Below are 23,454 nucleotides of genomic sequence, written 5' to 3'. Positions count from 1 at the left end.
CTGGCGTGGCTCAGGCCTCGAGCACTTCGAAGCTGGTGGTGATGGCCGCCGTCTTGCCCAGCATGATGCTGGCCGAACAGTATTTCTCGTGACTCATGGCAATGGCCCGCTCCACCGCAGCCGGCGCGATCGCCTTGCCGCTGACCGTGAAGTGCATGTGGATTTTGGTGAAGACCTTCGGATCGGACTCGGCGCGCTCCGTTTCGAGCTTCACACTGCAACCGCGCACATCGTGACGGCCACGCTTGAGGATGAGCACCACGTCATAGGCGGTGCAACCACCGGTGCCGGCCAGCACGGTTTCCATCGGGCGTGCGGCCATGTTGGCACCGCCGTTTTCAGGTTTGGCAGGGTCGGGTGCGCCGTCCATGCTGATCACATGACCGCTGCCGGTTTCGGCCACAAAACCCATGTGGGAGCGGGTGCCGGTCGCGCCGGTCCAGGTGACGGTGCATTCCATGGAGGACGTCCTGTGTTGACAAGGATGGGTGACTTGGGGAGGGCGCACTAAAGAGCACGAAAAAACCACGGCGCATGTTGCGTCGCAACATGGCTTGGATATACTGGCGGCATTGTATGCAAGGTTGTCTCCTCTACCCTCCCTGGGTGGATTCAAGCCCGGACCGGTTCTGCCAGTCCGGGCTTTTTTTCGCCCCGATATGATGAGGTTGGAGAACATCTGAATGACTGCTCGCGCCGCCTCGACCAAAACACAGCCTTCCGTTTCACCCGTCACCACCCTGGGGCCGGCCGACTACCTCAAGAAAATACTGACTGCCCGTGTGTACGACGTGGCTGTGGAATCGGCTCTGGAGCCGGCGCGCAACCTCAGCGAACGGCTGCACAACACGGTGCTGCTCAAGCGCGAAGACCAGCAACCGGTGTTCAGCTTCAAGCTGCGTGGTGCCTACAACAAGATGGCCCACCTCACGCCCGAGCAGCTCAAAAACGGGGTGATTTGCGCCTCGGCCGGCAACCATGCACAGGGCGTGGCGCTGAGCGGGCGCAAGCTGGGCACCCGGGCGGTGATCGTCATGCCGACGACCACGCCCCAGGTCAAGATCGACGCGGTGCGCGGCTTTGGCGGCGAGGTGGTGTTGCACGGCGAGAGCTACTCGGACGCCTACACCCATGCGGTGAAACTGCAGAAAAAGCAGGGGCTCACTTTCGTTCATCCTTTTGACGATCCGGACGTGATTGCTGGTCAGGGAACCATTGCCATGGAAATCCTGCGCCAGTTGCAAAGCCTGGGGTCCGACCACCTCGATGCCGTGTTCGTGGCCATTGGCGGAGGCGGTCTGATCTCGGGCGTGGCCAACTACATCAAGGCGGTGCGGCCCGAGATCAAGGTGATCGGCGTGCAGATGAACGACTCGGACGCGATGATCCGGTCGGTGCGCGAAGGCGAACGCACCACGCTGGCCGACGTGGGTCTTTTTTCCGACGGCACCGCCGTCAAGCTGGTGGGCGAAGAGACCTTTCGCATCGCGCGCGAACTGGTGGACGAGTTCATCAGCGTGGACACGGACGCGGTGTGTGCGGCCATCAAGGACGTGTTCGTTGACACGCGCAGCATCGTCGAGCCAGCCGGCGCGCTGTCGGTGGCAGCCATCAAACAGTACGTGGCCACCCACAAGACGCGGGGGCAGACCTATGCGGCCATCCTGTGCGGCGCCAACATGAACTTTGACCGCCTGCGTTTTGTGGCCGAACGTGCCGAAGTGGGCGAGGAACGGGAGGCGCTGCTGGCGGTGACGATTCCCGAGGAACGTGGCAGCTTTCGCCGCTTCTGCGAACTGATCGGCGACCTGCCGGGTGGCCCGCGCAACGTGACCGAGTTCAACTACCGGATTCACGACGGCAGCAAGGCCCACGTGTTCGTGGGTCTGACCACCCAGGGCAAGGGCGAGTCCACCAAGATTGTCAAAAACCTGATCAAACACGGCTTCCAGACACTGGACCTCACCCACGACGACCTGGCCAAGGAGCACATCCGCCACATGGTGGGGGGGCATTCACCCCTGGCACAGGACGAGCGCGTGTTGCGCTTCGTTTTTCCGGAGCGGCCGGGCGCGCTGCTCAAGTTCCTGAGCCTGATGCGTCCCGGCTGGAACATCAGCCTGTTCCACTACCGCAACCAGGGCGCCGACTACGGTCGCATTCTGGTGGGACTGCAGGTGCCGGCCAAGGATCACAAGGCCTTCGACAAGTTTCTGGCCACCCTCGGATACCCCTGCGTGGAGGAGACCAGCAACCCGGTTTACCGTCTGTTCCTGCAGAGTTGAACCCGATCCGCAGTGCCATGACCAGAGACCCCGTTTTCTCACCACTGTCCAGGCGGTCGGCCGCGCTGCCGGCGACGCTCAGGCTGCCCACCATCACAGCCACCACAGACACCCTGCTGGAGTTCGCACTGCGCCAGCGACTCTCGCCCGGCAGTGCGCCCGAGCACGCCCTGGGCCGGATGGAAACCCTGGTGTTGCAACTCGCCCGCGTACAAAACGGCATGTCGATCGAGTTCGACCTGCTGGCCTTCGACTCTCCGCAACTGGTGGTGTTCGCGGCCGATCACGGCATCGCCGACGAAGGCATGTCGCCGATGGCGCCGACGATGACCGAGCAGATGGTGATGCAACTGCTTCGCGGTCAGGCACCCGTCAATGCGCTGGCTGCGCTGCACGGTTTCGAACTCACCGTGGTGGATGCCGGCATGGCCAAGCCGATCGTGCCGCCCCGTGAGCTCAGACCGCATGGAACGCTGCTGGTGCGCAAGATCGGCTACGGCACACGCAACCTGCTGCTCGTACCGGCGATGTCCACGGCACAGGCGGTGTCGGCGGTCCATGCCGGCATGGACGTGGTCCGCCATCTGCCGGGCAACGTGATTGCGATCGGTGATGTCGGTGTTGCCAACGCGGTGAGTGCAGCCCTGCTGCTGTCTCGCCTGTGCGGCGTGCCGCTGGTGGACGCGTTCGGTCACGACGACGCCGATGGCGCACGTCTGGACGACACGCAGCATGTGAAGCGGGTCGAGAAACTCTCGACGGCAGCGGCCAGACACCGCAGCGCGGTCGGGCCCTTCGAGGCGCTGGCCGCGCTTGGCGGTTATGAAATCGCCATGATGGCCGGCGCCATGCTGCAGGCTGCCAGCGAGCGCGCGTGGTGCTGGTGGATGGTTTCGTGTCGGGTGCGGCCGCCCTGGTGGCGCGCGGACTGTGCCCGAATGTGGTCGATTACCTGGTGTTCACCCACCGCGCCGCAGACGCCGGCCACCGCCTGCTGTTGATCCACATGCAGTCCCAGCCGCTGCTCGACATGGGTCTGCGCATTGGTCAGGGAACAGGCGCCTTGCTGGCCTGGCCGATGCTGCTGGCCGCGCAAAGCCTGCTGGAGCGCTAGGGCCTCAGCGTTCGTAGTCCAGCTTCACGCGCTGTTGCAGCGTGCGCAGCACCCGCAGGGTTTCCTTGAGGATGCGCCGGTCGATGTCGTTGAGGTGGTTGACCGCGATCCGGTTGGCGTTGCCACCCACCGCGGTGCCGTCGAGCTGGGCACGCAGCCTCAACATTTGCAGGAATTCGAAGCCCCCCACCCAGGCCTGGTGCTCCGGTTCGGGCACGCCGAGCAGCGGGCCCACGGCCTCGAACCGCTCGCGCGTGCCGGTGGCAACCACCCCTTTGGACAGCGCGTACAGGCGAGCCACGTCCACGAAGATGGCCGTGCCCTGCAGCTTGAGATCGAGCGTGTCGAGTCCATCCATGGCGGTGGTGTCGATCTGGCCGAGCCAGTTCAGCGGAGCGCTCTGCGACAACCCGTTGAGCGCCATCTGCCGCAGGAACCGCGGGTTGCCCTGAGCGTGCCGGGTGACGGACGCACGCAGCCGATCGGCCAGCGTGGCCTGACCCACCAGGCTTCGAAAGTCGAAATAGATGCTGGCGTTGAGCAGGTCTTTGGGCGTGCCCCGGTCGATCCAGTCGGCAAAACGCCGTTCCCATTCGCCCAGGGTGAGGCAGCAATCCGGGTTGCTGGCCATGATGTTGCCCTTGCACAGCGGATAGCCGCAGACATCGAGCGCCTCGTTCACTTCACGCGCGAACGCCAGCCAGCGCTGTTTGTCGGGCACCGGGGCGCCGGGAGGCTCCGCCAGGATCAGCGCGTTGTCCTGGTCGGTGGCAATGGTCTGTTCGCTGCGGCCTTCCGAGCCCAGCGCGATCCAGCTGCAGGCATTCAGATCAAGGCCGTGTTTCTCCGCCGTGATCTCGACCAGCCGTGAGGTCAACACGTCGTTCAGGTGGCTGATCAGTGCGGTGAGTTGCTGGGCCTGCACGCCCTGACCGAGCAGTGCGCGCGCCAGGCGGCGGATCTCCTGCGACCCGGCCTGCAAGCCCTGCACATCGGGCGCGTTGCGCAGGCCGCTGCTCACCTGTTTCAGGCTCAGCCGCTGCAGGGCAAACAGGTCGCGCTCCGACACCAGGCCCACCGCGCGCTTGTCGCGCGTCACCGGCACGTGGCGAATGCCATGACTGGACATGAGCAGCGCGGCGTCCTGAGCGGTGTGCAGGTGCGTGAGGGTCAGCACCGGGTGTGCCATCACCTCGCCGATCGGGGTGGACAGCGGCAACCGGGGCAAGGTGATTCGCGCCAGGATGTCGGAGCGGGTGAGGATGCCGACCGGCACGTCCGCTGCATCGACCACCAGCATGGAGCCGATGCGCAGCGCCTGCATGCGGGTCAGCGCGTCCTCCAAAGAGGTGTCTGCCAGGCAGGTTTCGGGTGCCTGGCGGCACAGCTGGGCCAGAGGAGTCTCCAGCGACTGTTCGGCCAGTGTCCGGGAGGCATAGGCCACCTGCAGGGCCGAGCGCGAGAGTTCGAGAAAGCGCAGGATGCGCCGGTTGAGAAAGTCGCCGAACACGGCACTGGCCTCGGCCAGTTTCTGCATGGCGTCGGCCGGCAGCGCCAGCACGGTGCTGTCTTCGGTGGCGCTGTAGCGGGTCGTCACCGCGCGCCGCGCGAGCACGGCGCTCACGGGAAAAAGCTCACCGGCTTCGTACTGGAAGGCGCCACCGGCCAGGTCGGACAGGCCCCGGCGGCCGGTGATCGCGCCGCTGCGGATGAAATAGAGCTCAGCCACAGGTCCGTCTTCCGGCCGCACCACCACCTCGCCCGCGACGAAACTCCGCTCGCGCGACGCCGCCACGAAGGCCTGCACGTGGGCGGGTGACATGTCGGAAAACGGTGGATGACGCCGCAGCTCGCTGCAGAGCTCTGCCGCAGAGGTTGCAACAAGCCGGACGGCCATGGGCGCGGGCCGATCGGGGTCAGGACGGCGCGGGCGCGCTCTCGGGCAAGGTCAGCTCGACCGTGGCCGGCCCGTCCATGGATGCGCCCAGGCGCGCCGAGCGCCTGGACACCGCCTGCAGCACAAGACCGCCTTCGAGCGAAGCGCCCACCCGGTAGGGACGTGGTGGCTGACCATTGACACCAATCAGCGCAGCGCCCCCGGCAGCACTCGCGTCGACCACGCCGAGCAGGTTGTACTGGGTACCCGTGGCTGCCGGCGCCGTGGGTGACGACGCCGCCAGCGGCTGCGCGCCCAGCACGCGGGCCACGGCGAGCGAGTCGACCTGGATCAAGGAAGGCGTTGCCACCGGCAGGGGCGTGACGGGTGAACGGCCCAGCGCCTGCAACACCCAGTAACCGGCACTCAGGCCCGCAGCCAGCCACAAAACACCGGCGACCAATGCCGGCCCGCGCCGGCTGGTGTTTTGCAGCGCTGCCGGGCTTTCCATCAGGAAACCGGAGTGACCGAACGCAGGTGCCTTTTTCATGCCCCGGATTATGATCGACCACGCCCTGCGCACAAGGTGGGGCAACCGGCCTGTGCATCCGCTTGTCAGGTCTGGCCATCACATCAGCGTTCGGGAGTTCGAAATGTCATTCCTCAGCATCCAGCCGCGCGCGAGCCTGTCTCGCATCCGCCAGCCCTGGCGTCTCCTGCAGCGGGGTTTCACACTGATCGAACTGATGGTGGTGCTGGTCATCATCGGCGTGCTGGCCGCGCTGATCGTGCCCAACGTGCTGGACCGCGCCGACGATGCCAGGGTGACCGCGGCCAAGACCGATGTGAACAACCTCATGCAGGCGCTCAAGCTCTACCGCCTCGACAACCAGCGCTACCCCACCGGCGAACAAGGGCTCAACGCCCTGGTGGCCAAGCCCACCACCGGCCCGATCCCGCCCAACTGGCGCCCCTATCTCGACAAGCTGCCGGCCGACCCCTGGAGCCGCCCCTACCAGTACCTCAACCCCGGACTCAAGGGCGAGGTCGATGTGCTGTCGCTCGGTGCCGACGGACAGCCCGGCGGCGAAAACCGAGACGCCGACGTGGGCAGCTGGCAATGAGGGGAGTGCCCCCACGCTCCACCGCTGTGCGGGTCGCTGCCCCCCGAGGGGGCTGTTGCGCTCTCCGGCTTCTGTGAGCAGACCCCATGCGACGCAACTTGGGCTTCACCCTGATCGAACTCATGGTGGTGGTGGCCTTGGTGGCGCTGGCCACGGCCGGGGTGACCTTGTCCTTGCGCGACGATGGTTCCACACGGCTGGAGCGAGAAGCCTTGCGCCTGTCGGCATTGATCGAGTCGGCGCGCGCGCAATCGCGCACCAGCGGCCTGCCGGTGATCTGGCGCAGCCTGCCGCAGGGCTTTGAATTTGTCGGGCTGCCGCCGCTGCGCAGTGGTGCGCCCTCGCGCGACAGCCTGATCGGGCCCCGCAGCTGGATCAGCCCCGACACCCTGGCCCAGGTGATCCAGCCCCCGGGCGCCTTGACCCTGGTGCTGGGGCCCGAGCCGCTCATTGCCGCGCAGCGTGTGGTGCTGCAGCAAGGCGACCGGCGCCTGACCCTGGCCACCGACGGCATCTCGGCCTTTGCCGTCGTGCCCGACGCACCGTGAAAGCGCCACGCGGCTTCACGCTGATCGAGGTGCTGGTGGCGCTGGCGGTGATCGCGATCACCCTGGCCGCCGGACTGCAGGCCACCGGCGCGCTCACGCGGGCGGCCGTGCGCCAGAGCGACCAATGGCTGGCGCAGCTGTGCGCCGAAAACGAACTCACCCGTCTGCGCCTGCAGCGGCAGCTGCCCGCCACGGGCGACAGCGACATGGCCTGTGAACAGGCCGGCCGGCAGCTGCGCGTGCGCCTGGCGGTGCTGCCCACGCCCAATCCCAACTTCCGCCGCATCGATGCGGTGGTGGAAGGCGATGTGGACGGCAATTCGGTGCGTTTGCTGACGCTTTCCACCGTGATCGGCCGCTACTGACATGCCCATGCGCCCACACCCTTCGCCGCGCGGCCGCCGCTGGACGACACGAGTGGCCCGCGGCTTCACGCTGATCGAACTGCTCGTCGCCATTTCCGTCATGGCCATGCTGGCCCTGCTGAGCTGGCGCTCCATCGACGGCATGACGCGAACACAGTCCATCACGCAGGAACGCTCCGACGGGCTGCTGCGCCTGCAATCCGCGGTGGGCCAATGGATCGCCGATCTGGATGCGGTGCTCGACACCGGCGAAGTCTCGCCGGTGGACTTCAACGGACAGACGATGCGCCTCACGCGGCGCGACAGCAGCGAATCGGGCCTGGACAGCCGTGGCGTGCGGGTGGTGGCCTGGGCCATGAAGCCCTCGCCGGCTGGCGGCCAGTGGACGCGCTGGCAGTCGGGGCCGCTGCGACAACGCGACGAACTCGCCCGGGCCTGGCAACGCGCTGCCGACTGGGGCCGCGGCGCCGGACCGGCGCCAGTGAACACCGTCAACCAGGGCGCGGACAGCGCACTGGCCATCATCGCGATCGACCAGTGGCAAATCTTCTATCACCGGGGAGAAACCTGGGGCAACCCCCTGTCCTCGCTGGGCACCGAAGTCGCCGACCCGGGCGGGGCCGCCACCAGCGGCATGCCCAACGGCGTGCGCCTGCAACTCACCGTCTCCGGCGGACAGGGCCTGAGCGGCACCCTGCTGCGCGACTGGGTGCGCCCCAACCTGGAGGCCGGGAGATGAAGGAATGGCCCCCACGCTGCGCCGCTGCGCGGCTCGCTGCCCCCCAAGGGGGCGGTCTCGCCTGGGGGCGGCCCGGCGGCGAGACAGGGCCCCCACGCTCCACCGCTGCGCGGCTCGCAGCGCGCGGAAAGAGCCAGCGCGGCGCGGCACTGCTGCTGGCGATGCTCACCGTGACCCTGGTGGCCACGCTCGCGTCGGCCGCCTTGTGGCAACAATGGCGCTCCACCGAGGTCGAGCAGGCCGAGCGCCAGCGGGTGCAGGCGGGCTGGATCCTCACAGGGGCGCTCGACTGGGCCCGGCTGATCCTGCGCGAGGACGCCCGAAGCAACCAGACCAGCGGCAACTCCGACCACCTGGGTGAACCCTGGGCTTTGCCGCTGGAGGAAGCGCGGCTGTCCAGCTTTCTGGCCGCCGACAAGAACAACAACACCGACGACACCCTGGAGGCCTTTCTCTCGGGCGAGATGATCGACTTGCAGTCGCGCCTGAATTTCACCAACCTCGTGCGAACCATTGGCGGCGGCGCCACGGCCAGGGCAGAAACCTCCGAAGCCGACCTCAACGCCTTCACCCGCCTCTTCGAGCAGCTTGGCCTGCCGGTGGTGGAACTCACCAATGCGGTGGACGAGCTGAGAAACACCACACAGCAAGGTCTGACCGATCCCCTGCCCTCACGCACCGCGCTGCTGCCCCGCAAGCTGTCGCACCTCGGCTGGCTGGGCATCAGCCGCGCGAGCCTGGCCGCGCTGGAGCCCCATGTCACCGTGCTGCCCGAACGCTCCAGCCTGAACCTCAACACCGCCAGTCCGCAGGCCATCCACGCCAGCCTGCCGGGCCTGGACATGGCGCAGGCGCGCCAGGTGGTGGCGGCGCGGGAACGCAATCCGTTCAAGAACCTCGGCGATGTGAGCCAGGCGGTGCCGGCCACCGCGGGCAAGCTCAACGACGATGCCCACGGCACGCGCAGCCGCTATTTCGAGGTGCGCGGACGTCTTCGGCTGGAGAACGCCGTCATCGAAGAACGCTCGCTGGTCGTGCGCAACAACCTCGATGTGCGGGTGAGCTGGCGCGAGCGCTTTGCCCGGCCATGAGACCGATGTTGACGTGCGGCCCCAACAACGGCCCGTGCTGGAGCCGCAACTTTTTGACTGCCCGTCACACAGGCTCTCTAGAATGGTGCGACCCGGGCCCCGCGCCCTGCCCCACACCCTGACGTGCTGATCCTCACCCCAGCGGACTTTTCCGTCTCGACCCCCACACCCGCCTCGGCCCTGTTCGACTGGGCTTCTTCGGGCAATGGCCAGCAGATCAACGACGTCGGCCAGAGCGCCGCGTCCTTGCTGCCGCGAGACGAGGAGGTGGTGCTGGTGCTGCCCCCGCGAACCGTGTCCTGGCACCGCGTCGCCCTGCCCAAGGTCGCCTCGACGCGCCTGCGGGCCGCGCTCGAAGGCCTGCTTGAAGACCGCCTGCTGGCCGACGTGGGCGAGCTGCATTTCGCCCTCGAGCCCGGCGGCAAGTCCGGCCAGGCGGTGTGGGTTGCGGTCTGCCACAAGACCTGGTTGCGCAGCTGGCTGCAGATCCTTGAAGGTGCCGGCCGACCGGTCACGCGCATCGTGCCCTCGATGTGGCCGCTGGTGCAGTCCGAAGCCCAGGTGGCCTCGGCGGGCGCCTCGCGCAGTTTCGAGCTCGACATTCCCTCCACCATCCACTGGGCACACGGCGAGACCGGTGAGGCCTGGCTGGGCAGTTCCAGCGTGCTGGGCGTGAGCTGCACGCCGCTGCTGGAGGCCGCCAGCGGCGCCGGCGGCAGTGCCAGCGTGGCCGCCATCACCGCCCTCATGCCCCCTTCGCCCGAAGCGCCGATGGAGGCCGAATACGACATCTGGCTGGCCGACCCGGGCGTGTCCGCCCTGGCCGAGCGGGTGCTGGGCCGGCGCTTCGAACTGGTCGCCCAGCCGCAATGGCTGCTGCGCTGCTCGCAATCCGAGTGGAACCTGGCGCAGTTCGACCTCAGCCTCTCTGCCAACGCCCGCCGCGGCCAGCGCTTGCGTCGCAGCTTTCGCCAATGGCGCAGCGCGCCGGCCTGGCGACCGGCCCGTTGGGGCCTGGCAGCCCTGGTGGGCGTGCAGCTGGTCGGCCTCAACGCCGCCGCGTGGAGCGAGAACAGCGCCCTGCAAGCCAAACAGGCTGCCGTGCGCCAGACCTTGCAGCAGACCTTTCCCCAGGTCACCCTGGTGCTGGACGCCCCGGTGCAGATGGAGCGCGAGCTCAGTCGCCTGCAGCAGGCCGCCGGCGCCTTGTCGGTGGGCGATCTCGAAACCCTGCTGGGGGCGATCGCGCAGGCCTCAGGTGGGGAGAGCTACATGCCCGGCTCGGTCAACCACACGCCGGGTGACGGCCGTTTCGCCGGCTGGCGCGCCACCGAAGACCAGTTGCGCGCGCTGCAGCAAACCCTCGAGAGAGCGGGCTGGCGCGCGCGTTTCGACGGCAACGAACTGGCCATCGGGCCACCCGCCCCCTGAGCACCATGGCCACCCTTCAACGCTCCGCCCAGGCGGCCTCATCCCTGTCCCGCCTCACGACTCCGCTGACGACGGCACTCGACCGGCTCTCACCCCGCGAGCGCAAGGCGGTGTTGATCGCGCTCTGGACCATCGGCCTGGGCCTGCTCTGGTGGGTGGCGATTGCGCCTGCCCTGACCACGTTGCGCGAAGCGCCCGCGCGCCATGCGCGGCTGGACGCCCAGCTCGGGCAGATGCAGCGCATGGCGGCCACGGCCAATGCCCTGCGCTCGGAGACTGCGGCCCAGCCGCCCGGGCGCGACGAGATCCTGCGCGCACTCGAAGCGGCCACCACATCGCTGGGCACCACCGCACAACTGTCGGTGCTGGGCGACAGGGCCACCGTCACCCTGCGCGGCACGCCACCCGCTGCGCTGGCCCAGTGGCTGGCCCAAGTGCGCATCAATGCCCGGCTGCTGCCGCTGGAAACCCAACTCACACGCGACCCCGCCAGCAGCGGCTGGAACGGCACCGTGGTGCTGTCCGGCCCGGGCCTGGCCGGCGGCTGATTCATGAACGCTCGCTGGCCCTCTCGCCTGGCCTGGGCCGGCGCCCTGCTCGGTCTCCTGGGCGCACTGCTCGTGTTTGCTCCGGCGCGCTGGCTGGCGCAGGGCATCACCTCGGCCACCGCCGACCAGCTCCAGCTCGTCAACGCGCGCGGCACGGTCTGGCGGGGCCAGGCCGACCTCATGTTCACCGGTGGCCAGGGCAGCCAGACCCGCACCACCCTGCCCCAGGGCGTCCGGTGGCGGCTCTGGCCCACGCTGGTCTCGGGCGTGCCCTCCCTGGCGCTTGAACTGAATGCACCCTGCTGCACCTTGCAGCCGATCGCGCTGACCGCCCGCCCAAGTCTGGGCGGCGGCGAAGTTCGGCTGGCGGCCTTCAGCAGCCAATGGCCGGCCGAACTGCTGACGGGACTGGGAACGCCGTGGAACACGCTGCGCATGGAAGGCCAGCTCAGCCTGCAGACCGACGGCCTGACCCTGCGCTGGGACAGCGGGCGCGGCAGCCTGCAGGGCGCGCTGGCGGTGGAGGCGCAGGATCTCGCCTCGCGCCTGTCGACGCTGCGCCCACTGGGCAGTTACCGCATGGACGTGCGGGCCGAGGCCGACGGCAACACCACCACCCTGGTGCTGCAGACGCTGCGCGGACGCCTGCAGCTGCAGGGCCAGGGTCAGTGGGTCGGCGGGCGCCTGCGCTTTCAGGGCGTGGCCGAGGCTGCGCCCGACAGCGAGGCAGCGCTCAACAACCTGCTCAACATCATCGGACGCCGGCAAGGCCCGCGCTCGCTGCTGAACATCGGTTGACATCTCGATGTGTTCCAGCCCCCCACTTACCTTTACGATCGCGCCATGAACCCGAACCTCAACCGCGCCGCCCCCGCCCGGCCCCTGCGCCCCGGGCAGCCAGGCCACGGCAAGGCACTGACCGCACTTGCACTGGCCTCGCTGCTGCTGCTCGGCCTGTGGGCCGGCGCACCCGTGCATGCACAGAACCAGAAAACCGAGCCCGTCACCCTGAACTTCGTGGCGGCCGACATCGAGTCGGTGGCACGCACCATGGCCACCATCACCGGCCGCAACGTCGTGGTCGACCCGCGCGTCAAGGGCACCGTGAACCTGGCCACCGAACGCCCGGTGTCGCCCACCGCCGCACTCAACCAGTTTGCCGCCGTGCTGCGCCTGCAGGGTTTCTCCATCGTCGACACCGGGGGGCTCTACAAGATCGTGCCCGAGGCCGACGCCAAGCTGCAGGGCAATGTGGTCAACGCGGGTTCGGTGAACGCGCTGCCCACCTCCAACCAGGTCGTCACGCAGATCTTCCGGCTCAACCACGAGTCGGCCAACAACCTCGTGCCGGTGTTGCGCCCCCTGATCGGGCCCAACAACACGATCAACGTGAATCCCGGCAACAACTCGCTGGTGATCACCGACTACGCCGACAACCTGCAACGCATCGGCCGCATCATCACCGCGCTGGACGTGGCGGGTGCCACCGACGTGGAAGTGATTCCGCTGCAACACGCGGTGGCGGCCGATCTCGCCGGCCTGGTGTCGCGCCTGATCGATCCGGCGGTGACGGCGGGCGGCCCCGGCGCGACCGATGCCTCCTACAGGACCACCCTGATCGCCGAACCGCGCAGCAACAGCCTCGTGTTGCGCGCAGCGAACCCGGCGCGTCTGGCGCTGGTGCGCAACCTCGTGGCCCGGCTCGACCAGCCCTCGTCGGCCAACGTCAGCGGCAACATCCATGTCGTGTATCTGAAAAACGCGGACGCCGTCTCCCTGGCCGCCACCCTGCGGGCAGCGATGGCGGGTGAATCGGCCGCCTCCGGCAGCAACGGTGGCACCGTCAGAGCGGTCCGCCCGGCCGGCGCAGCCGGTGGCAACCCGTCCAGCGCCCCGGTGTCGGCCAGTGCACAGCCGTCCACCGGTGGCCAGATCCAGGCCGACCCGGCCACCAACTCGCTCATCATCACCGCGCCCGAGCCGCAATACCGCCAACTTCGTGCCGTGATCGACCAGCTCGACTCGCGCCGTGCGCAGGTGTATGTGGAAAGCCTGATCGCCGAGGTCAACGCCGACAAGGCCAGCGAGTTCGGCATCCAGTGGCAGGGCGCCCTGGGCAACTCGGGCGACCGGCTCATCGGCCTGCTCGGCACCAATTTCGGCACCGGCGGGCGCAACATCGTGGACCTCGCCCAAGGCAACAGCGCGCCGGCCTCCGGCCTGAACTTCGGCCTGGCCCGCCAGACCAATGGCGTCTACGTACTGGGTTTCCTCGCGCGCTTCCTGCAGGAAAGTGGCGAAGGCAACATCCTGTCCACGCCCAACCTGCTGACGCTGGACAACGAAGAAGCCAAGATCGTGATCGGCCAGAACGTGCCCTTCGTCACCGGCCAGTTCACCAACACCGGCAGCAACGAGGGCTCGGTCAACCCGTTCCAGACCATCGAACGCAAGGACGTGGGTCTGACGCTGCGCGTGAAGCCGCAGATCAGCGAGAACGGCACCATCAAGATGACCATCTACCAGGAGGTCAGCAGTGTGCAGGCGTCCTCCGTCAATTCCACTTCCGGACTGATCACCAACAAACGAACGATCGAGTCCACCGTGCTGGTCGACGACGGCGCCATCGTGGTGCTCGGCGGCCTGCTGCAGGACGAATACTCCGGCAACCAGGAAAAGGTGCCCGGCCTCGGGGACGTGCCCCTGTTCGGCAACCTCTTCAAGAGCGAAACCCGTTCGCGCCGCAAGACCAACCTCATGGTGTTCCTGCGGCCGGTGGTCGTGCGCGATTCCCGTGCCACCACCAGCCTGGCACTCGACCGTTACGAACTCATGCGTTCGGTCCAGCAGGACGCCCAGCCCAGGCCCAGCAGCGTGCTCGGCATCAACGAGTCGCCGATCATGCCGGCGCCGCAGTCGCCGGGTTCGATGTCGCTCACGCCACAGGCGCCTTCGCTGGCCAATCCCCAGTCGTCACCGCCATTGATCCCGCCCGCGGTGCCGCTGCCTCCCACCACTCCCGCGCAGTGAGGCCCGGGCCGTGAAGTACCCGCTGCCCTACGCCTTCGCGCGCGAACACCTCTGGCTGATCGAGGACGACGGCGCCACCCAGACCTTGATCGGCAGCAGCACGCCCGCCCCCGACGCCGCCGGCCAGACCCGCCGCCTCTCGGCCCTGTCGGAGATCCTTCGCTGCCATGCGGTGCAGGGCCTGCACTGGGAAGACGGAGACAGTCTCAAGCAGCGCATCAGCGTGGCCTATTCGCAAGGCGAATCGAGCGCGGCCGCCGTGGTGAGCGAGGTGCAGGGCGATGCCGACCTGAGCCGAATGATGCAGGAGCTGCCAGCCATCGAAGACCTGCTGGAAACGGCCGACGACGCGCCCATCATCCGCATGCTCAACGCCCTGCTCACGCAGGCCGCGCGCGATGGCGCCAGCGACATCCACATCGAACCGTTCGAGCGCACCTCCAGCGTGCGCTTTCGCGTGGACGGCACGCTGCGCGAGGTGGTGCAGCCCAACCGAGCGCTGCACGCCGCCCTCATTTCGCGGCTGAAGATCATGGCCGAGCTCGACATTTCCGAGAAACGCCTGCCGCAGGACGGCCGCATCTCGTTGCGCATCGGCACACGGGCGGTGGACGTGCGCGTCTCCACCCTGCCCAGCGCGCACGGCGAGCGCGCGGTGCTGCGCCTGCTCGACAAGAGCGAGAGCAAGCTCAGCCTGGAATCGGTCGGCATGCAGGGCGACGTGCTGGCGCGTTTTCGCAAGCTCATCGGCCAGCCGCACGGCATCATCCTGGTGACCGGGCCCACCGGATCGGGCAAGACCACCACGCTGTACGCCGGCCTGCAGCGCCTGGACGCCAGCACGCAGAACATCATGACGGTCGAAGACCCGATCGAATACGAGCTGCCGGGCGTGGGACAGACGCAGGTGAACGCGCGCATCGACCTCACGTTTGCCAAAGCCTTGCGCGCCATCCTGAGGCAAGACCCCGACGTGATCATGATCGGCGAGATCCGCGACTTCGAGACCGCGCAGATCGCCATCCAGGCCTCGCTCACCGGTCACCTGGTGCTGGCCACGCTGCACACCAACGACGCGCCCAGCGCCGTGACCCGCCTGACCGACATGGGCGTTGAGCCATTCCTGCTGAGTTCCTCGCTGCTCGGTGTGCTGGCGCAGCGCCTGGTGCGCAAGCTCTGCCTGCACTGCCGCCGCCAGGACGACAAGGGGCTGTGGCACCCGGTGGGCTGTGAGCACTGCAACCACAGCGGCTACAAGGGCCGCACCGGCATCTATGAGCTGCTGGTGGCCGACGACAAGATCCGTGCACTGATCCACAACCGCGCCGCCGAAAGCAAGATCTTCGTGGCCGCGGAGGCGGCAGGCCTGCAGTCGATGCGCTCCGACGGGCAGCGGCTGATCGAAGCGGGGATCACGTCGCCAGAAGAAGTCATGTCGGTCACTCGCGACTAGAAGATGAGGCCCCCACGCTCACCGCTTCGCGGGTCGCTGCCCCAGGAAGGGCAAGGGCCCCGGTCAATGCCGGGTCCGGGGGCTGTTCCGCCTTGGGGCGGCCCGGCGACAGAACCTTGACCTGACATGCCCGCCTACACCTTCGAAGCGCTGGACGCCCAGGGCGCCACCCAGAAAGGCCTGATCGACGCGGACACCGCCCGCTCGGCGCGCAGCATGTTGCGCGCCCGTGCGCTGGTGCCCTTGCTGGTGGAGCCCGCCACTGGCGGCGGCACCAACGTCAAGGGCAGCGGGCTCAATGTGACGCTCTGGGGCGGACGCGTGTTCAGCGCCACCTCGCTGGCGGTCTGGACGCGGCAGATCGCCGGGCTGGTGGCCGCCGGGCTGCCGCTGGAGCGCGCGCTCTCGGCGCTGACCGAGGAGGCTGAAGACGACAAGCAGCGCAACCTCATGGCCTCGCTGCGCTCGGAAGTCAACGCGGGCGCTCCGTTCGCCCAGGCGCTGGCGCAGCACCCGCGCGAGTTTTCATCCATCTACACCTCGGTGATCGCCGCCGGCGAACAAAGCGGCTTGCTGGGCACGGTGCTGGAGCGGCTGGCGGACGACCTGGAAGCGCGCGAAGCCCTGAAGAACAAGCTGGTCGCCGCATCGCTCTACCCCGCCATCGTCACCCTCGTGGCCATCGTGATCGTGGTGTTTCTGGTGTCCTACGTGGTGCCGCAAGTGGCCAGCGTGTTCGCCGGCAGCAAACGCGCCCTGCCCTTGCTCACGGTGATCATGCTCGGCCTGAGCGATGTCGTGCGCAGCCATGGCTGGTTGATGCTGGGTGCACTGGTGCTGGGCAGCGGCGCGCTGGTGATGGCGCGGCGCAACGAAGCGCTGCGACTGCGCATGGACGCGGCCTGGCTGCGTCTGCCGCTGGTGGGGCGGCTCGCGCGCGGTTTCAACGCCGCCCGGTTTGCCGCCACGCTGGCCATGCTGGCCGCCGCCGGCGTGCCGATCCTGCGGGCGCTGCAGACCGCCGCCGAAACGCTCAACAACCAGGCCATGCGGGCCGACGCACTCGATGCGCTGGTGCTGGTGCGCGAGGGCGCGCCACTGGCGTCCGCCCTGGCCAGCAAGAAGCGCTTTCCACCGCTGGTCTCGATGTTTGCCCGCCTGGGCGAGCAGACCGGCCAGTTGCCCGCCATGCTGGACCGCGCCGCCGAGCAACTGGGTGCCGAGGTGCAGCGCCGCGCCATGCACATGGCCACCATCCTGGAGCCGCTGCTGATCGTGGGCATGGGTCTGGTGGTGATGCTGATCGTGCTGGCGGTGCTGATGCCGATCATTCAGTTGAATCAACTGGTCAGCTGAACATGGGTGTCACCCTCGAAGGCAAACTCGTCGTTGCCATTTCTTCCCGTGCCCTGTTCGATTTCGAGGAAGAGAACCGGCTGTTTGAAACCGGTGACGACCGGGCTTACATGAAGCTGCAGCTGGAGCGGCTGGACACACCCGCCCTGCCTGGCGTGGCGTTTTCGCTGGTGCACAAGCTGCTCGCCTTCAACGACGCGCACGCGCAGCGGGTGGAGGTGGTGATCCTCTCGCGCAACGACCCGGTCTCGGGCATGCGTGTGTTCCGCTCGGCCAAGCACTACGGCCTGCCGATCCAGCGCGGCAGCTTCACGCGCGGCCAGCCGCCATGGCGCTACCTGCGCCCGCTGCGCGCCAACCTCTTCCTCTCCACCCACCTGGCCGACGTGCGCGCCGCGCTCGATGCCGGCGTGCCGGCCGCACAGGTGTATCCGCACTCGGTGCACGCCAGCGATGCGCACCCGCACGAGGTGCGCATCGCCTTCGACGGTGACGCCGTGCTGTTCTCCGACGAGGCCGAGCGCGTCTACCAGTCGCACGGCCTGTCGGCATTTCAGGAACACGAGGCGACCAAGGCCGGCACACCGCTGGCGGGCGGCCCGTTCAAGCCCCTGCTCGAAGCCCTGCACCGCCTGCAGAGCGAAGGCACGCCACTCATGCGGGTGCGCACCGCGCTGGTCACCGCGCGCAGCGCCCCCGCCCATGAGCGGGCGATCCGCACGCTGATGAACTGGAACATCGAGGTCGACGAAGCCATGTTCCTCGGCGGCCTGCCCAAGGGCGAGTTCCTGCGCGAATTCGAGCCCGACTTTTTCTTCGATGACCAGACGGGCCACATCGAGTCCGCATCGCTGCATGTCCCCGCCGGCCATGTCGCCAGCGGCATCTCCAATCCCTGACTCCCAACCTCGAGGTCACCATGACTCTGAGCGACAAGTTCCAGAGCTTTCGCGTGTTCGCACGCAAGGTGGGCCGCCTGACCGTGCCCTACTTCCAGTCGGAAGAAAAATGGAAGGCCCGCCTGTTGCTGGCAGCCATCGTGGCGCTCAACCTCGGCTCGGTCTACATGCTGGTGCTGCTCAACGAGTGGAACCGCGTGTTCTACGACGCGCTGCAGAACAAGGACGCCGCCGTGTTCTGGCGCGAGCTCGGCCGCTTCACCTACCTTGCGTTCGGGTTCATCATCATCGCGGTCTACCGCTTCTACCTCACGCAACTGCTCGAGATGCGCTGGCGCGCCTGGATGACCGGGCACTACCTCGACCGCTGGCTCGCCAACAAGGCCTTCTACCAGCTGGAGCTCACGCGCTTTGCCCAAGGCGAAGACGCGCCGCCCGACAACCCCGACCAGCGCATCGCCGAGGACATGAACATGTTCACCAGCTACACGGTGAGCCTGACCATGGGTCTGCTCAACGCGGTGGTCACGCTGGTGAGTTTTGTCGGCATCCTGTGGGTGCTCTCCGGCAGCTTCGCCTTCTCAGTCAACGGCAGCGACTACACCATTCCCGGCTTCATGGTGTGGATGGCGGTGCTCTACTGCCTGCTGGGCAGCATTGCCACCCACTACATCGGCCGCCCGCAGATCGCGCTCAACTTCAAGCAGCAGCGCTACGAAGCCGACTTTCGCCACCACCTGGTGCGGGTGCGCGAGTACAGCGAGTCGATCGCGCTCGACAAGGGCGAACCGGTGGAGCGCCAGCAGCTCGGCCTGCGCTTTGCCGACGTGCTCTCCAACTACTTCAAGCTCATCAATGCGCAGAAGCGCCTGACCTGGTTCACCGTGGGCTTCGGCCAGGCCGCCGTGGTGTTCCCCTTTGTCGTGGCAGCGCCGCGGTTTTTCAGCGGCGCCATCCAGCTCGGTGAACTGATCCAGATCTCGTCCGCCTTCGGCCGCGTGCAGGATTCACTGTCATGGTTCGTCGACAACTACAGCAGCCTGGCCGCCTGGCGCGCCACCACCGACCGCATCACCAGCTTCGAAGAAAGCTTCCAGGCGCTTCAGGCGCCCCAGGAAGCCACCGCCGCCCAGACCAACACCCAGGACGCCCTGGCCATCGACGACCTGCGGCTCTCGCTGCCCGGCGGCGTGGCGCTGCTGGCGGTGCACGGCCTGCAGGTCTCGCCGGGCGACACGGTGCTGGTCAAGGGCCCGTCGGGCAGCGGCAAGTCGACCCTGTTCCGGGGCCTGGCGGGCATCTGGCCCTGGGCCGAGCGCAGCCTGCGCACACCGGCGGGTTTTGCCGGGCAGGTGATGTTCCTGCCGCAGCGCCCCTACTTCCCGCAGGGCTCGCTGCGCGACGCCCTGGCCTATCCCGAACCGGCCGACCGCTACAGCGATGCCGACCTGCAACAGGCCTTGCGGGAAGCCTTGCTGCCCGCGCTGGCCGAGCGGCTCGATGAACTCGACACCTGGGGCCAGAAGCTCTCGGGCGGTGAACAACAGCGCCTGGCCATTGCCCGCGCCCTGCTCAAGAAACCGCGCTGGCTGTTCGTGGACGAAGCCACCAGCGCGCTCGACGAAGCGGCCGAAGCCACGCTGTATGCGCGGCTGCAGGCGCTGGTGAAAGAGAGCAACGGCGCGCTGGTGTCCATCGCGCACCGGCCCGGGGTGGCGGCGTTTCACCAGACGCAGTGGACGCTGGTGGACGGCCAGGCCGGCGGATCGCGCTGGCGTCTGGCGGCCAGCTGAGCCACGCGCCCGGCGCGGCCTTCAGAGCCGCCGGCGCATGAAGGTGCTGTGCGGGTCTTCGGTGTAGCCGGCGAACGGCTCGCACACCTCGAAACCGAACGACGCGTAGAGCTTGCGTGCCGGCGCGAAGGGCTCGTTCGAACCGGTCTCTAGCCAGAGGGTGTGCCAGCCGCTGGCCCGGGCCTGGTCCACCAGGTGGGTGAGCAGGGTGCGCGCCACACCCTGGCGCTGGTGGCGCGCGGCGGTGCGCATCGACTTGATCTCGCCTTCGCCCGCACCCAGCGCCATGAGCGCGCCGCAACCGAGCAGTTCGTTGCCCCGCCAGGCGCCCCAGAAGCGGATGTGCGGCTGGCGCAGCGCGTCCAGATCGAGCGCGTGCACGCTGCCGGGCGGCGAGCTGGCGCGCATGTGCGCCAGGTGTTCCTCGAGCAGGGCCAGCACCTCGGGGCCGCGCAGGTCGTCCAGGCGGATCTGCATCACGGTGTCACCTCCATGGGATGGAATCCCCTCCAGCCCCGCGCGCGCAACTCGCAAGCCGGGCAGCTGCCACACCCGTAGCCCCAGGCATGCCGGTGCTCGCGGTCACCCAGGTAGCAGGTGTGGCTGTGTTCCACGATCAGGTCCACCAGCGTCTGGCCGCCCAGGGTTTCGGCCAGGCGCCAGGTGGCGGCCTTGTCGATCCACATGAGCGGTGTGTCGATCAGGAAGCGGTGGTCCATGCCGAGCGACAGCGCGACCTGCAACGCCTTCATGGTGTCGTCGCGGCAGTCGGGGTAGCCTGAAAAATCGGTTTCGCACACGCCGGTGACGATGACCTGGATGCCGCGGCGGTAGGCCAGCGCCGCAGCGAGCGTGAGGAACAGCAGGTTGCGGCCAGGCACGAAGGTGTTGGGCAGGCCGCTGGCTTCCATGCGAAAGGCCATGTCGCGCGTGAGCGAGGTGTCGCTGACCTTGCCGAGCACCGCGAGGTCGAGCATGTGGTCTTCGCCCAGGCGTTCGGCCCAGTGGGGAAAGCGCTCGCGCAGTTCGCGCAGCACCACCTGGCGGGCCTGAAGTTCCACATGGTGGCGCTGGCCGTAGTCGAAGCCCAGGGTCTCCACGCGCGGGAAGCGCTCGAGCGCCTGCGCCAGGCAGGTGGTGGAATCCTGCCCGCCCGAGAACAGCACCAGGGCGCTGGTGTGGTGGGGGGTGTTGTGGGAGGTGGCAGCGGATGCGGTGGTCATGGGGCGAGATCGTAGCGCGCCGCCCTCACCCCGGACCTCTCCCACCGGGAGAGGGAGCCAAAGCCTCTCCCTCAGACCATGCGTTCCGAACGCACGCCCGCGTGATCACGGCTCGTGGCCAGCATGCGGATCAGCGCGCGGTTGGCTTCTTCGAGGCTCACGCCGTTGCGTTCGCACACGGTGGCCAGGCGGTGCAGCTGGCCCGGCTCGCCCTGGGCGCGGGCCACGTCGAGCAGCGGGTGGTAAGGCCCGTCGTGGCGCAGCACCGCATCAAACAGGCGGCCCGACAGCGGCAGCTTGTGCAGCAGCTCGGCCAGCGGCGCTTGCAGCAGTTTGTCGAGCTGGGCAAACAGCGCCGTGGTGTAGACCTCCAGCCGCAGGTTGTCCTCGGAGCCCGTGGCCAGCAGGTGCTGCGCCAGGCGCGAGCGCATGACCATGGCCGCGCGCACCGGCTGCAGGTCGTTGTCGGGTTCGCTGCCGGGCGCCTGCTCGAACAGCCAGCGGCCCAGTTCGCGAAAGCCCAGCATCATGAGCGCATGGCGCAGCGAGCCGATTTCATGGCGGCCGCCGTACGCGGCCGAGTTCACCAGCAGCAGGATGCGGTAGACCAGCACCGGGTCCTGGCGCACCAAACGCTCCAGGCGTTCGAGCGAGCAGTCGTCGTTGATGGCCTGCAGGATCTGGCGGATCACACGCGGATCGCATGAAACGGGGTGGTGGCGGTGCGCCAGCAGCACATCGGCGTCGGGCCAGCCGAGCAGGCCCCAGGCACCGGCGTCGTCGAGCAGGTGGCGCGCCAGGGTCCGGGTCTGCACGCCCTGGTACAGCTGCCCGGGCAGCAGGCCCTCGCTGCGCCCGTGCAGACCGGGTGTGGACTGGGCCTGCAGGATCTCGCTGGCCTGCGCCGGGCTGAGCTGCAACAGGTTGCGCACATCGAAGCCGGGCGCCGGGCGCTCACGCAAGGTGGCCAGGTCGGTGCGGCGGATCAGGCGGTGCCCGCGCCGGCTGGCCACCGACAGGGCGGCCAGGGTCTCGGGCGCTTCGAACAGCGCAGCGGGCACTTCCAGCCAGGTGTTGTGCACCGGCGGGCAGGCCAGCGCCTGTTGCAACAGGTGGGGCGAGGCGATGGAGATGACGAGGACCGGCGCACTGTCGGGCCAGTCGTCGCCCAGGGCCTGCATGAGGTGGGCGGCGTCCACCGCGGCCGCGTGGATGGGGTGCACACACAGGCGCACCGCCGCGAGCTGGCGTTCGCGGTTCCACACCGGCTCGTAGCCGAGCGCGAGGCTGTCCAGGACCGTGTGACTCAACATGTGGGACAGCCTGTCAATTGATCATCTGGAACAGCGACAGGCGCTGCACCTGGGCGTAGGACTTGAGCGCGGCCTCCAGGCCGAGCTGCTGGGTCTGGAAGTCCGAAATGCCCTTGACCAGGTCCAGGTCTTCCAGCCGCGATTGTTCGGTCTTGAGGTCGACCGAGCGGTCTTCGAGCAAGGTGTCGAGCGAGTCCGCGCGGTTGAGCCACTCACCGGCCCGGCCACGGGCGAGCAACACGCGGTCGTGCCCGGCGTCGAGCTCGGTCATGGTGCGGGCCAGTTCCTGGGTGCGGTGGGCGCTGTCGTTGGCGCCGGTGTAGCGCAGCGCACTCACCGCGTCCTGCACCACGCTGAAAATGTCGGTCCTGCCGGCGGGCACCAGGTTGATCCGGTCGCCGGCGGCGGGTGGACCGCTCATCTGCAGCGACTGGCCATCGAACGCGATCGTCATGCCCGAGGTGTAAGGCACACCGGTCTGGCCGGGCATCGGGTTGCTGGCCGCCGTGATGAGGTTTGTCACGGTGTACTGCATGACACCCGCCACATCGGCGAAGTCGATGCGGTAGTCGGCCCCGGTGAGCGCACCCGGGTTGGTCACTTCGCCCACACTGGTGCTCACGCCGCCGGTGTTGGACGGATCGAGGCTGAGCGTGAAGCTGCCGTTGCCTTCGGGCACCCGCATCCAGATCGCGTTGCCGTCCAGCGTCTGCGGCAGCGAGGTGTTGCCGGCGGCGGCCTGGCCGCGCTGGCCTTCGAACTGCACGCCGTTGCCGCTGGCGCTGTACAGATCGACAAACGGGGTGGCCGCGCCACCGAGTCCGCCGAACAGCGTGCGCCCGGCGTTGTCCTTCAGGTTGGCCACGCCGATGAGTTGTTCGCGCAAGCCCTCGAGCTGGCGCGCGATGTCTTCGCGCTCGCTCGGACCGAAGGTCGCGTTGCCCGCGCTCACCAGCAACTCGCGCACCTTCTGGATCAGCTCGCCCGATTCGGCCAGGCCGCTTTCGGCCTGCTGCAGGCTGGTGCGCGCGGTCTCCAGCGAGCGCAGGTCGGACTGCGTGCGCGAGAGGCGGTTCTGCGCGGTCTCCGACAAGGTGGCGGCGACCGGGTCGTCGCTGGGTTTGAGCACGCGTTTGCCGGTGGCCAGGTTTTCCTGCATCTGGGCGAGTTCGGCCTGTCGGCGCGCGAGCAGGCTCACGGTGTTGTCGTAGCTGTTGGCGGTGGAGACTCGCATGGGGTTTCCTCAAACGATCAGGCTTCGGCTTG

Annotated in this window: 21 protein-coding genes and 1 pseudogene; 15 read left to right on the top strand and 7 right to left on the bottom strand. The window is 68.1% G+C overall.

Going from position 1 to position 23,454, the window contains the following annotated elements; all coding sequences use genetic code 11:
- Positions 1 to 10: 10 nt before the first annotated feature.
- On the bottom strand, positions 11 to 460 hold the full coding sequence (locus QUV35_RS00305; RefSeq protein ID WP_300870117.1) for an OsmC family protein: 450 nt from the start codon (positions 458 to 460) through the stop codon (positions 11 to 13).
- Between the two features lie 223 nt (positions 461 to 683).
- Here QUV35_RS00305 and ilvA point away from each other — a divergent pair, with 223 nt between their 5' ends.
- Complete coding sequence (ilvA, locus tag QUV35_RS00300) at positions 684 to 2,285, top strand: threonine ammonia-lyase, biosynthetic (RefSeq protein WP_300870116.1); 1,602 nt, start codon at positions 684 to 686, stop codon at positions 2,283 to 2,285.
- 17 nt (positions 2,286 to 2,302) lie between these two features.
- Positions 2,303 to 3,399: pseudogene (locus QUV35_RS00295) on the top strand (nicotinate-nucleotide--dimethylbenzimidazole phosphoribosyltransferase).
- 4 nt (positions 3,400 to 3,403) lie between these two features.
- Here the strand turns inward: QUV35_RS00295 and QUV35_RS00285 are convergent.
- Positions 3,404 to 5,221 carry a DUF294 nucleotidyltransferase-like domain-containing protein gene (locus tag QUV35_RS00285; RefSeq protein ID WP_300870113.1) on the bottom strand — a complete coding sequence of 606 codons (1,818 nt, stop codon included), beginning with the start codon at positions 5,219 to 5,221 and terminating at the stop codon, positions 3,404 to 3,406.
- A 94-nt stretch (positions 5,222 to 5,315) separates the two neighbouring features.
- A complete protein-coding gene (locus tag QUV35_RS00280; RefSeq protein WP_300870112.1) occupies positions 5,316 to 5,825 on the bottom strand; it encodes a type II secretion system protein N in 510 nt (169 codons plus the stop codon).
- 103 nt (positions 5,826 to 5,928) lie between these two features.
- Here QUV35_RS00280 and gspG point away from each other — a divergent pair, with 103 nt between their 5' ends.
- From gspG to QUV35_RS00215, 13 genes are all read left to right on the top strand, one after another.
- Positions 5,929 to 6,399, top strand: coding sequence for a type II secretion system major pseudopilin GspG (gspG, locus tag QUV35_RS00275; RefSeq protein ID WP_300870111.1), 471 nt, complete (start codon positions 5,929 to 5,931; stop codon positions 6,397 to 6,399).
- An 86-nt stretch (positions 6,400 to 6,485) separates the two neighbouring features.
- Positions 6,486 to 6,947 carry a prepilin-type N-terminal cleavage/methylation domain-containing protein gene (locus QUV35_RS00270; protein ID WP_300870110.1) on the top strand — a complete coding sequence of 154 codons (462 nt, stop codon included), beginning with the start codon at positions 6,486 to 6,488 and terminating at the stop codon, positions 6,945 to 6,947.
- Positions 6,944 to 7,312: a type II secretion system minor pseudopilin GspI gene (gspI, locus tag QUV35_RS00265; protein ID WP_300870109.1), complete on the top strand. Its 369-nt coding sequence runs from the start codon at positions 6,944 to 6,946 to the stop codon at positions 7,310 to 7,312. Before QUV35_RS00270 ends, gspI begins: the two co-directional genes overlap by 4 nt.
- Positions 7,313 to 7,319: 7 nt before the next feature.
- Positions 7,320 to 8,051, top strand: a complete 732-nt coding sequence (locus QUV35_RS00260; protein ID WP_300870108.1) for a type II secretion system protein J — start codon at positions 7,320 to 7,322, stop codon at positions 8,049 to 8,051.
- On the top strand, positions 8,048 to 9,142 hold the full coding sequence (gspK, locus tag QUV35_RS00255; protein WP_300870107.1) for a type II secretion system minor pseudopilin GspK: 1,095 nt from the start codon (positions 8,048 to 8,050) through the stop codon (positions 9,140 to 9,142). Before QUV35_RS00260 ends, gspK begins: the two co-directional genes overlap by 4 nt.
- A gap of 123 nt (positions 9,143 to 9,265) precedes the next feature.
- The gene (gene gspL, locus QUV35_RS00250; RefSeq protein ID WP_300870106.1) at positions 9,266 to 10,573 is read left to right on the top strand and encodes a type II secretion system protein GspL; all 1,308 of its coding nucleotides are present in this window, start codon (positions 9,266 to 9,268) and stop codon (positions 10,571 to 10,573) included.
- 5 nt (positions 10,574 to 10,578) lie between these two features.
- Entirely contained in the window at positions 10,579 to 11,121 is a 543-nt protein-coding gene (gene gspM / locus QUV35_RS00245) for a type II secretion system protein GspM (RefSeq protein ID WP_300870105.1), read from the top strand.
- 3 nt (positions 11,122 to 11,124) lie between these two features.
- Entirely contained in the window at positions 11,125 to 11,919 is a 795-nt protein-coding gene (gene gspN / locus QUV35_RS00240; protein ID WP_300870104.1) for a type II secretion system protein N, read from the top strand.
- A gap of 45 nt (positions 11,920 to 11,964) precedes the next feature.
- Positions 11,965 to 14,151: a type II secretion system secretin GspD gene (gene gspD, locus QUV35_RS00235; RefSeq protein WP_300870103.1), complete on the top strand. Its 2,187-nt coding sequence runs from the start codon at positions 11,965 to 11,967 to the stop codon at positions 14,149 to 14,151.
- A gap of 10 nt (positions 14,152 to 14,161) precedes the next feature.
- A complete protein-coding gene (gene gspE, locus QUV35_RS00230) occupies positions 14,162 to 15,604 on the top strand; it encodes a type II secretion system ATPase GspE (protein ID WP_300870102.1) in 1,443 nt (480 codons plus the stop codon).
- 126 nt (positions 15,605 to 15,730) lie between these two features.
- Entirely contained in the window at positions 15,731 to 16,960 is a 1,230-nt protein-coding gene (gspF, locus tag QUV35_RS00225) for a type II secretion system inner membrane protein GspF (RefSeq protein WP_300870101.1), read from the top strand.
- Between the two features lie 2 nt (positions 16,961 to 16,962).
- Positions 16,963 to 17,859 (top strand): 5'-nucleotidase, encoded by an 897-nt coding sequence (locus QUV35_RS00220; RefSeq protein WP_300870100.1) that lies wholly within the window; start codon positions 16,963 to 16,965, stop codon positions 17,857 to 17,859.
- Between the two features lie 20 nt (positions 17,860 to 17,879).
- The gene (locus QUV35_RS00215) at positions 17,880 to 19,652 is read left to right on the top strand and encodes an ABC transporter ATP-binding protein/permease (protein WP_300870099.1); all 1,773 of its coding nucleotides are present in this window, start codon (positions 17,880 to 17,882) and stop codon (positions 19,650 to 19,652) included.
- 21 nt (positions 19,653 to 19,673) lie between these two features.
- Here the strand turns inward: QUV35_RS00215 and QUV35_RS00210 are convergent, their stop codons facing one another.
- The 4 genes from QUV35_RS00210 to flgL form a co-directional block, all read right to left on the bottom strand.
- Positions 19,674 to 20,129, bottom strand: a complete 456-nt coding sequence (locus QUV35_RS00210; RefSeq protein WP_300870306.1) for a GNAT family N-acetyltransferase — start codon at positions 20,127 to 20,129, stop codon at positions 19,674 to 19,676.
- On the bottom strand, positions 20,129 to 20,875 hold the full coding sequence (queC, locus tag QUV35_RS00205; protein ID WP_300870098.1) for a 7-cyano-7-deazaguanine synthase QueC: 747 nt from the start codon (positions 20,873 to 20,875) through the stop codon (positions 20,129 to 20,131). Before queC ends, QUV35_RS00210 begins: the two co-directional genes overlap by 1 nt.
- A gap of 71 nt (positions 20,876 to 20,946) precedes the next feature.
- Positions 20,947 to 22,188 (bottom strand): HDOD domain-containing protein, encoded by a 1,242-nt coding sequence (locus QUV35_RS00200; protein ID WP_300870097.1) that lies wholly within the window; start codon positions 22,186 to 22,188, stop codon positions 20,947 to 20,949.
- Between the two features lie 13 nt (positions 22,189 to 22,201).
- Positions 22,202 to 23,422 carry a flagellar hook-associated protein FlgL gene (flgL, locus tag QUV35_RS00195; protein ID WP_300870096.1) on the bottom strand — a complete coding sequence of 407 codons (1,221 nt, stop codon included), beginning with the start codon at positions 23,420 to 23,422 and terminating at the stop codon, positions 22,202 to 22,204.
- Positions 23,423 to 23,454: the final 32 nt, after the last annotated feature.

Origin of the sequence: Hydrogenophaga sp., assembly GCF_030373225.1 — a bacterium.
Taxonomy (GTDB): Bacteria; Pseudomonadota; Gammaproteobacteria; order Burkholderiales; family Burkholderiaceae_C; genus Hydrogenophaga.
The sequence above is the reverse complement of the archived record's forward strand: the minus strand, read 5'-3'. Positions and strand labels throughout refer to the sequence as shown.

What these genes read in the sequence shown, in the direction of transcription:
- QUV35_RS00305 (WP_300870117.1), bottom strand. Translation starts at nt 460, where the DNA reads ATGGAATGCACCGTCACCTGGACCGGCGCGACCGGCACCCGCTCCCAC.
- ilvA (WP_300870116.1), top strand. Translation starts at nt 684, where the DNA reads ATGACTGCTCGCGCCGCCTCGACCAAAACACAGCCTTCCGTTTCACCC.
- QUV35_RS00285 (WP_300870113.1), bottom strand. Translation starts at nt 5,221, where the DNA reads ATGTCACCCGCCCACGTGCAGGCCTTCGTGGCGGCGTCGCGCGAGCGG.
- QUV35_RS00280 (WP_300870112.1), bottom strand. Translation starts at nt 5,825, where the DNA reads ATGAAAAAGGCACCTGCGTTCGGTCACTCCGGTTTCCTGATGGAAAGC.
- gspG (WP_300870111.1), top strand. Translation starts at nt 5,929, where the DNA reads ATGTCATTCCTCAGCATCCAGCCGCGCGCGAGCCTGTCTCGCATCCGC.
- QUV35_RS00270 (WP_300870110.1), top strand. Translation starts at nt 6,486, where the DNA reads ATGCGACGCAACTTGGGCTTCACCCTGATCGAACTCATGGTGGTGGTG.
- QUV35_RS00260 (WP_300870108.1), top strand. Translation starts at nt 7,320, where the DNA reads ATGCGCCCACACCCTTCGCCGCGCGGCCGCCGCTGGACGACACGAGTG.
- gspK (WP_300870107.1), top strand. Translation starts at nt 8,048, where the DNA reads ATGAAGGAATGGCCCCCACGCTGCGCCGCTGCGCGGCTCGCTGCCCCC.
- gspM (WP_300870105.1), top strand. Translation starts at nt 10,579, where the DNA reads ATGGCCACCCTTCAACGCTCCGCCCAGGCGGCCTCATCCCTGTCCCGC.
- gspN (WP_300870104.1), top strand. Translation starts at nt 11,125, where the DNA reads ATGAACGCTCGCTGGCCCTCTCGCCTGGCCTGGGCCGGCGCCCTGCTC.
- gspD (WP_300870103.1), top strand. Translation starts at nt 11,965, where the DNA reads ATGAACCCGAACCTCAACCGCGCCGCCCCCGCCCGGCCCCTGCGCCCC.
- gspF (WP_300870101.1), top strand. Translation starts at nt 15,731, where the DNA reads ATGCCCGCCTACACCTTCGAAGCGCTGGACGCCCAGGGCGCCACCCAG.
- QUV35_RS00220 (WP_300870100.1), top strand. Translation starts at nt 16,963, where the DNA reads ATGGGTGTCACCCTCGAAGGCAAACTCGTCGTTGCCATTTCTTCCCGT.
- QUV35_RS00215 (WP_300870099.1), top strand. Translation starts at nt 17,880, where the DNA reads ATGACTCTGAGCGACAAGTTCCAGAGCTTTCGCGTGTTCGCACGCAAG.
- QUV35_RS00210 (WP_300870306.1), bottom strand. Translation starts at nt 20,129, where the DNA reads ATGCAGATCCGCCTGGACGACCTGCGCGGCCCCGAGGTGCTGGCCCTG.
- queC (WP_300870098.1), bottom strand. Translation starts at nt 20,875, where the DNA reads ATGACCACCGCATCCGCTGCCACCTCCCACAACACCCCCCACCACACC.
- QUV35_RS00200 (WP_300870097.1), bottom strand. Translation starts at nt 22,188, where the DNA reads ATGTTGAGTCACACGGTCCTGGACAGCCTCGCGCTCGGCTACGAGCCG.
- flgL (WP_300870096.1), bottom strand. Translation starts at nt 23,422, where the DNA reads ATGCGAGTCTCCACCGCCAACAGCTACGACAACACCGTGAGCCTGCTC.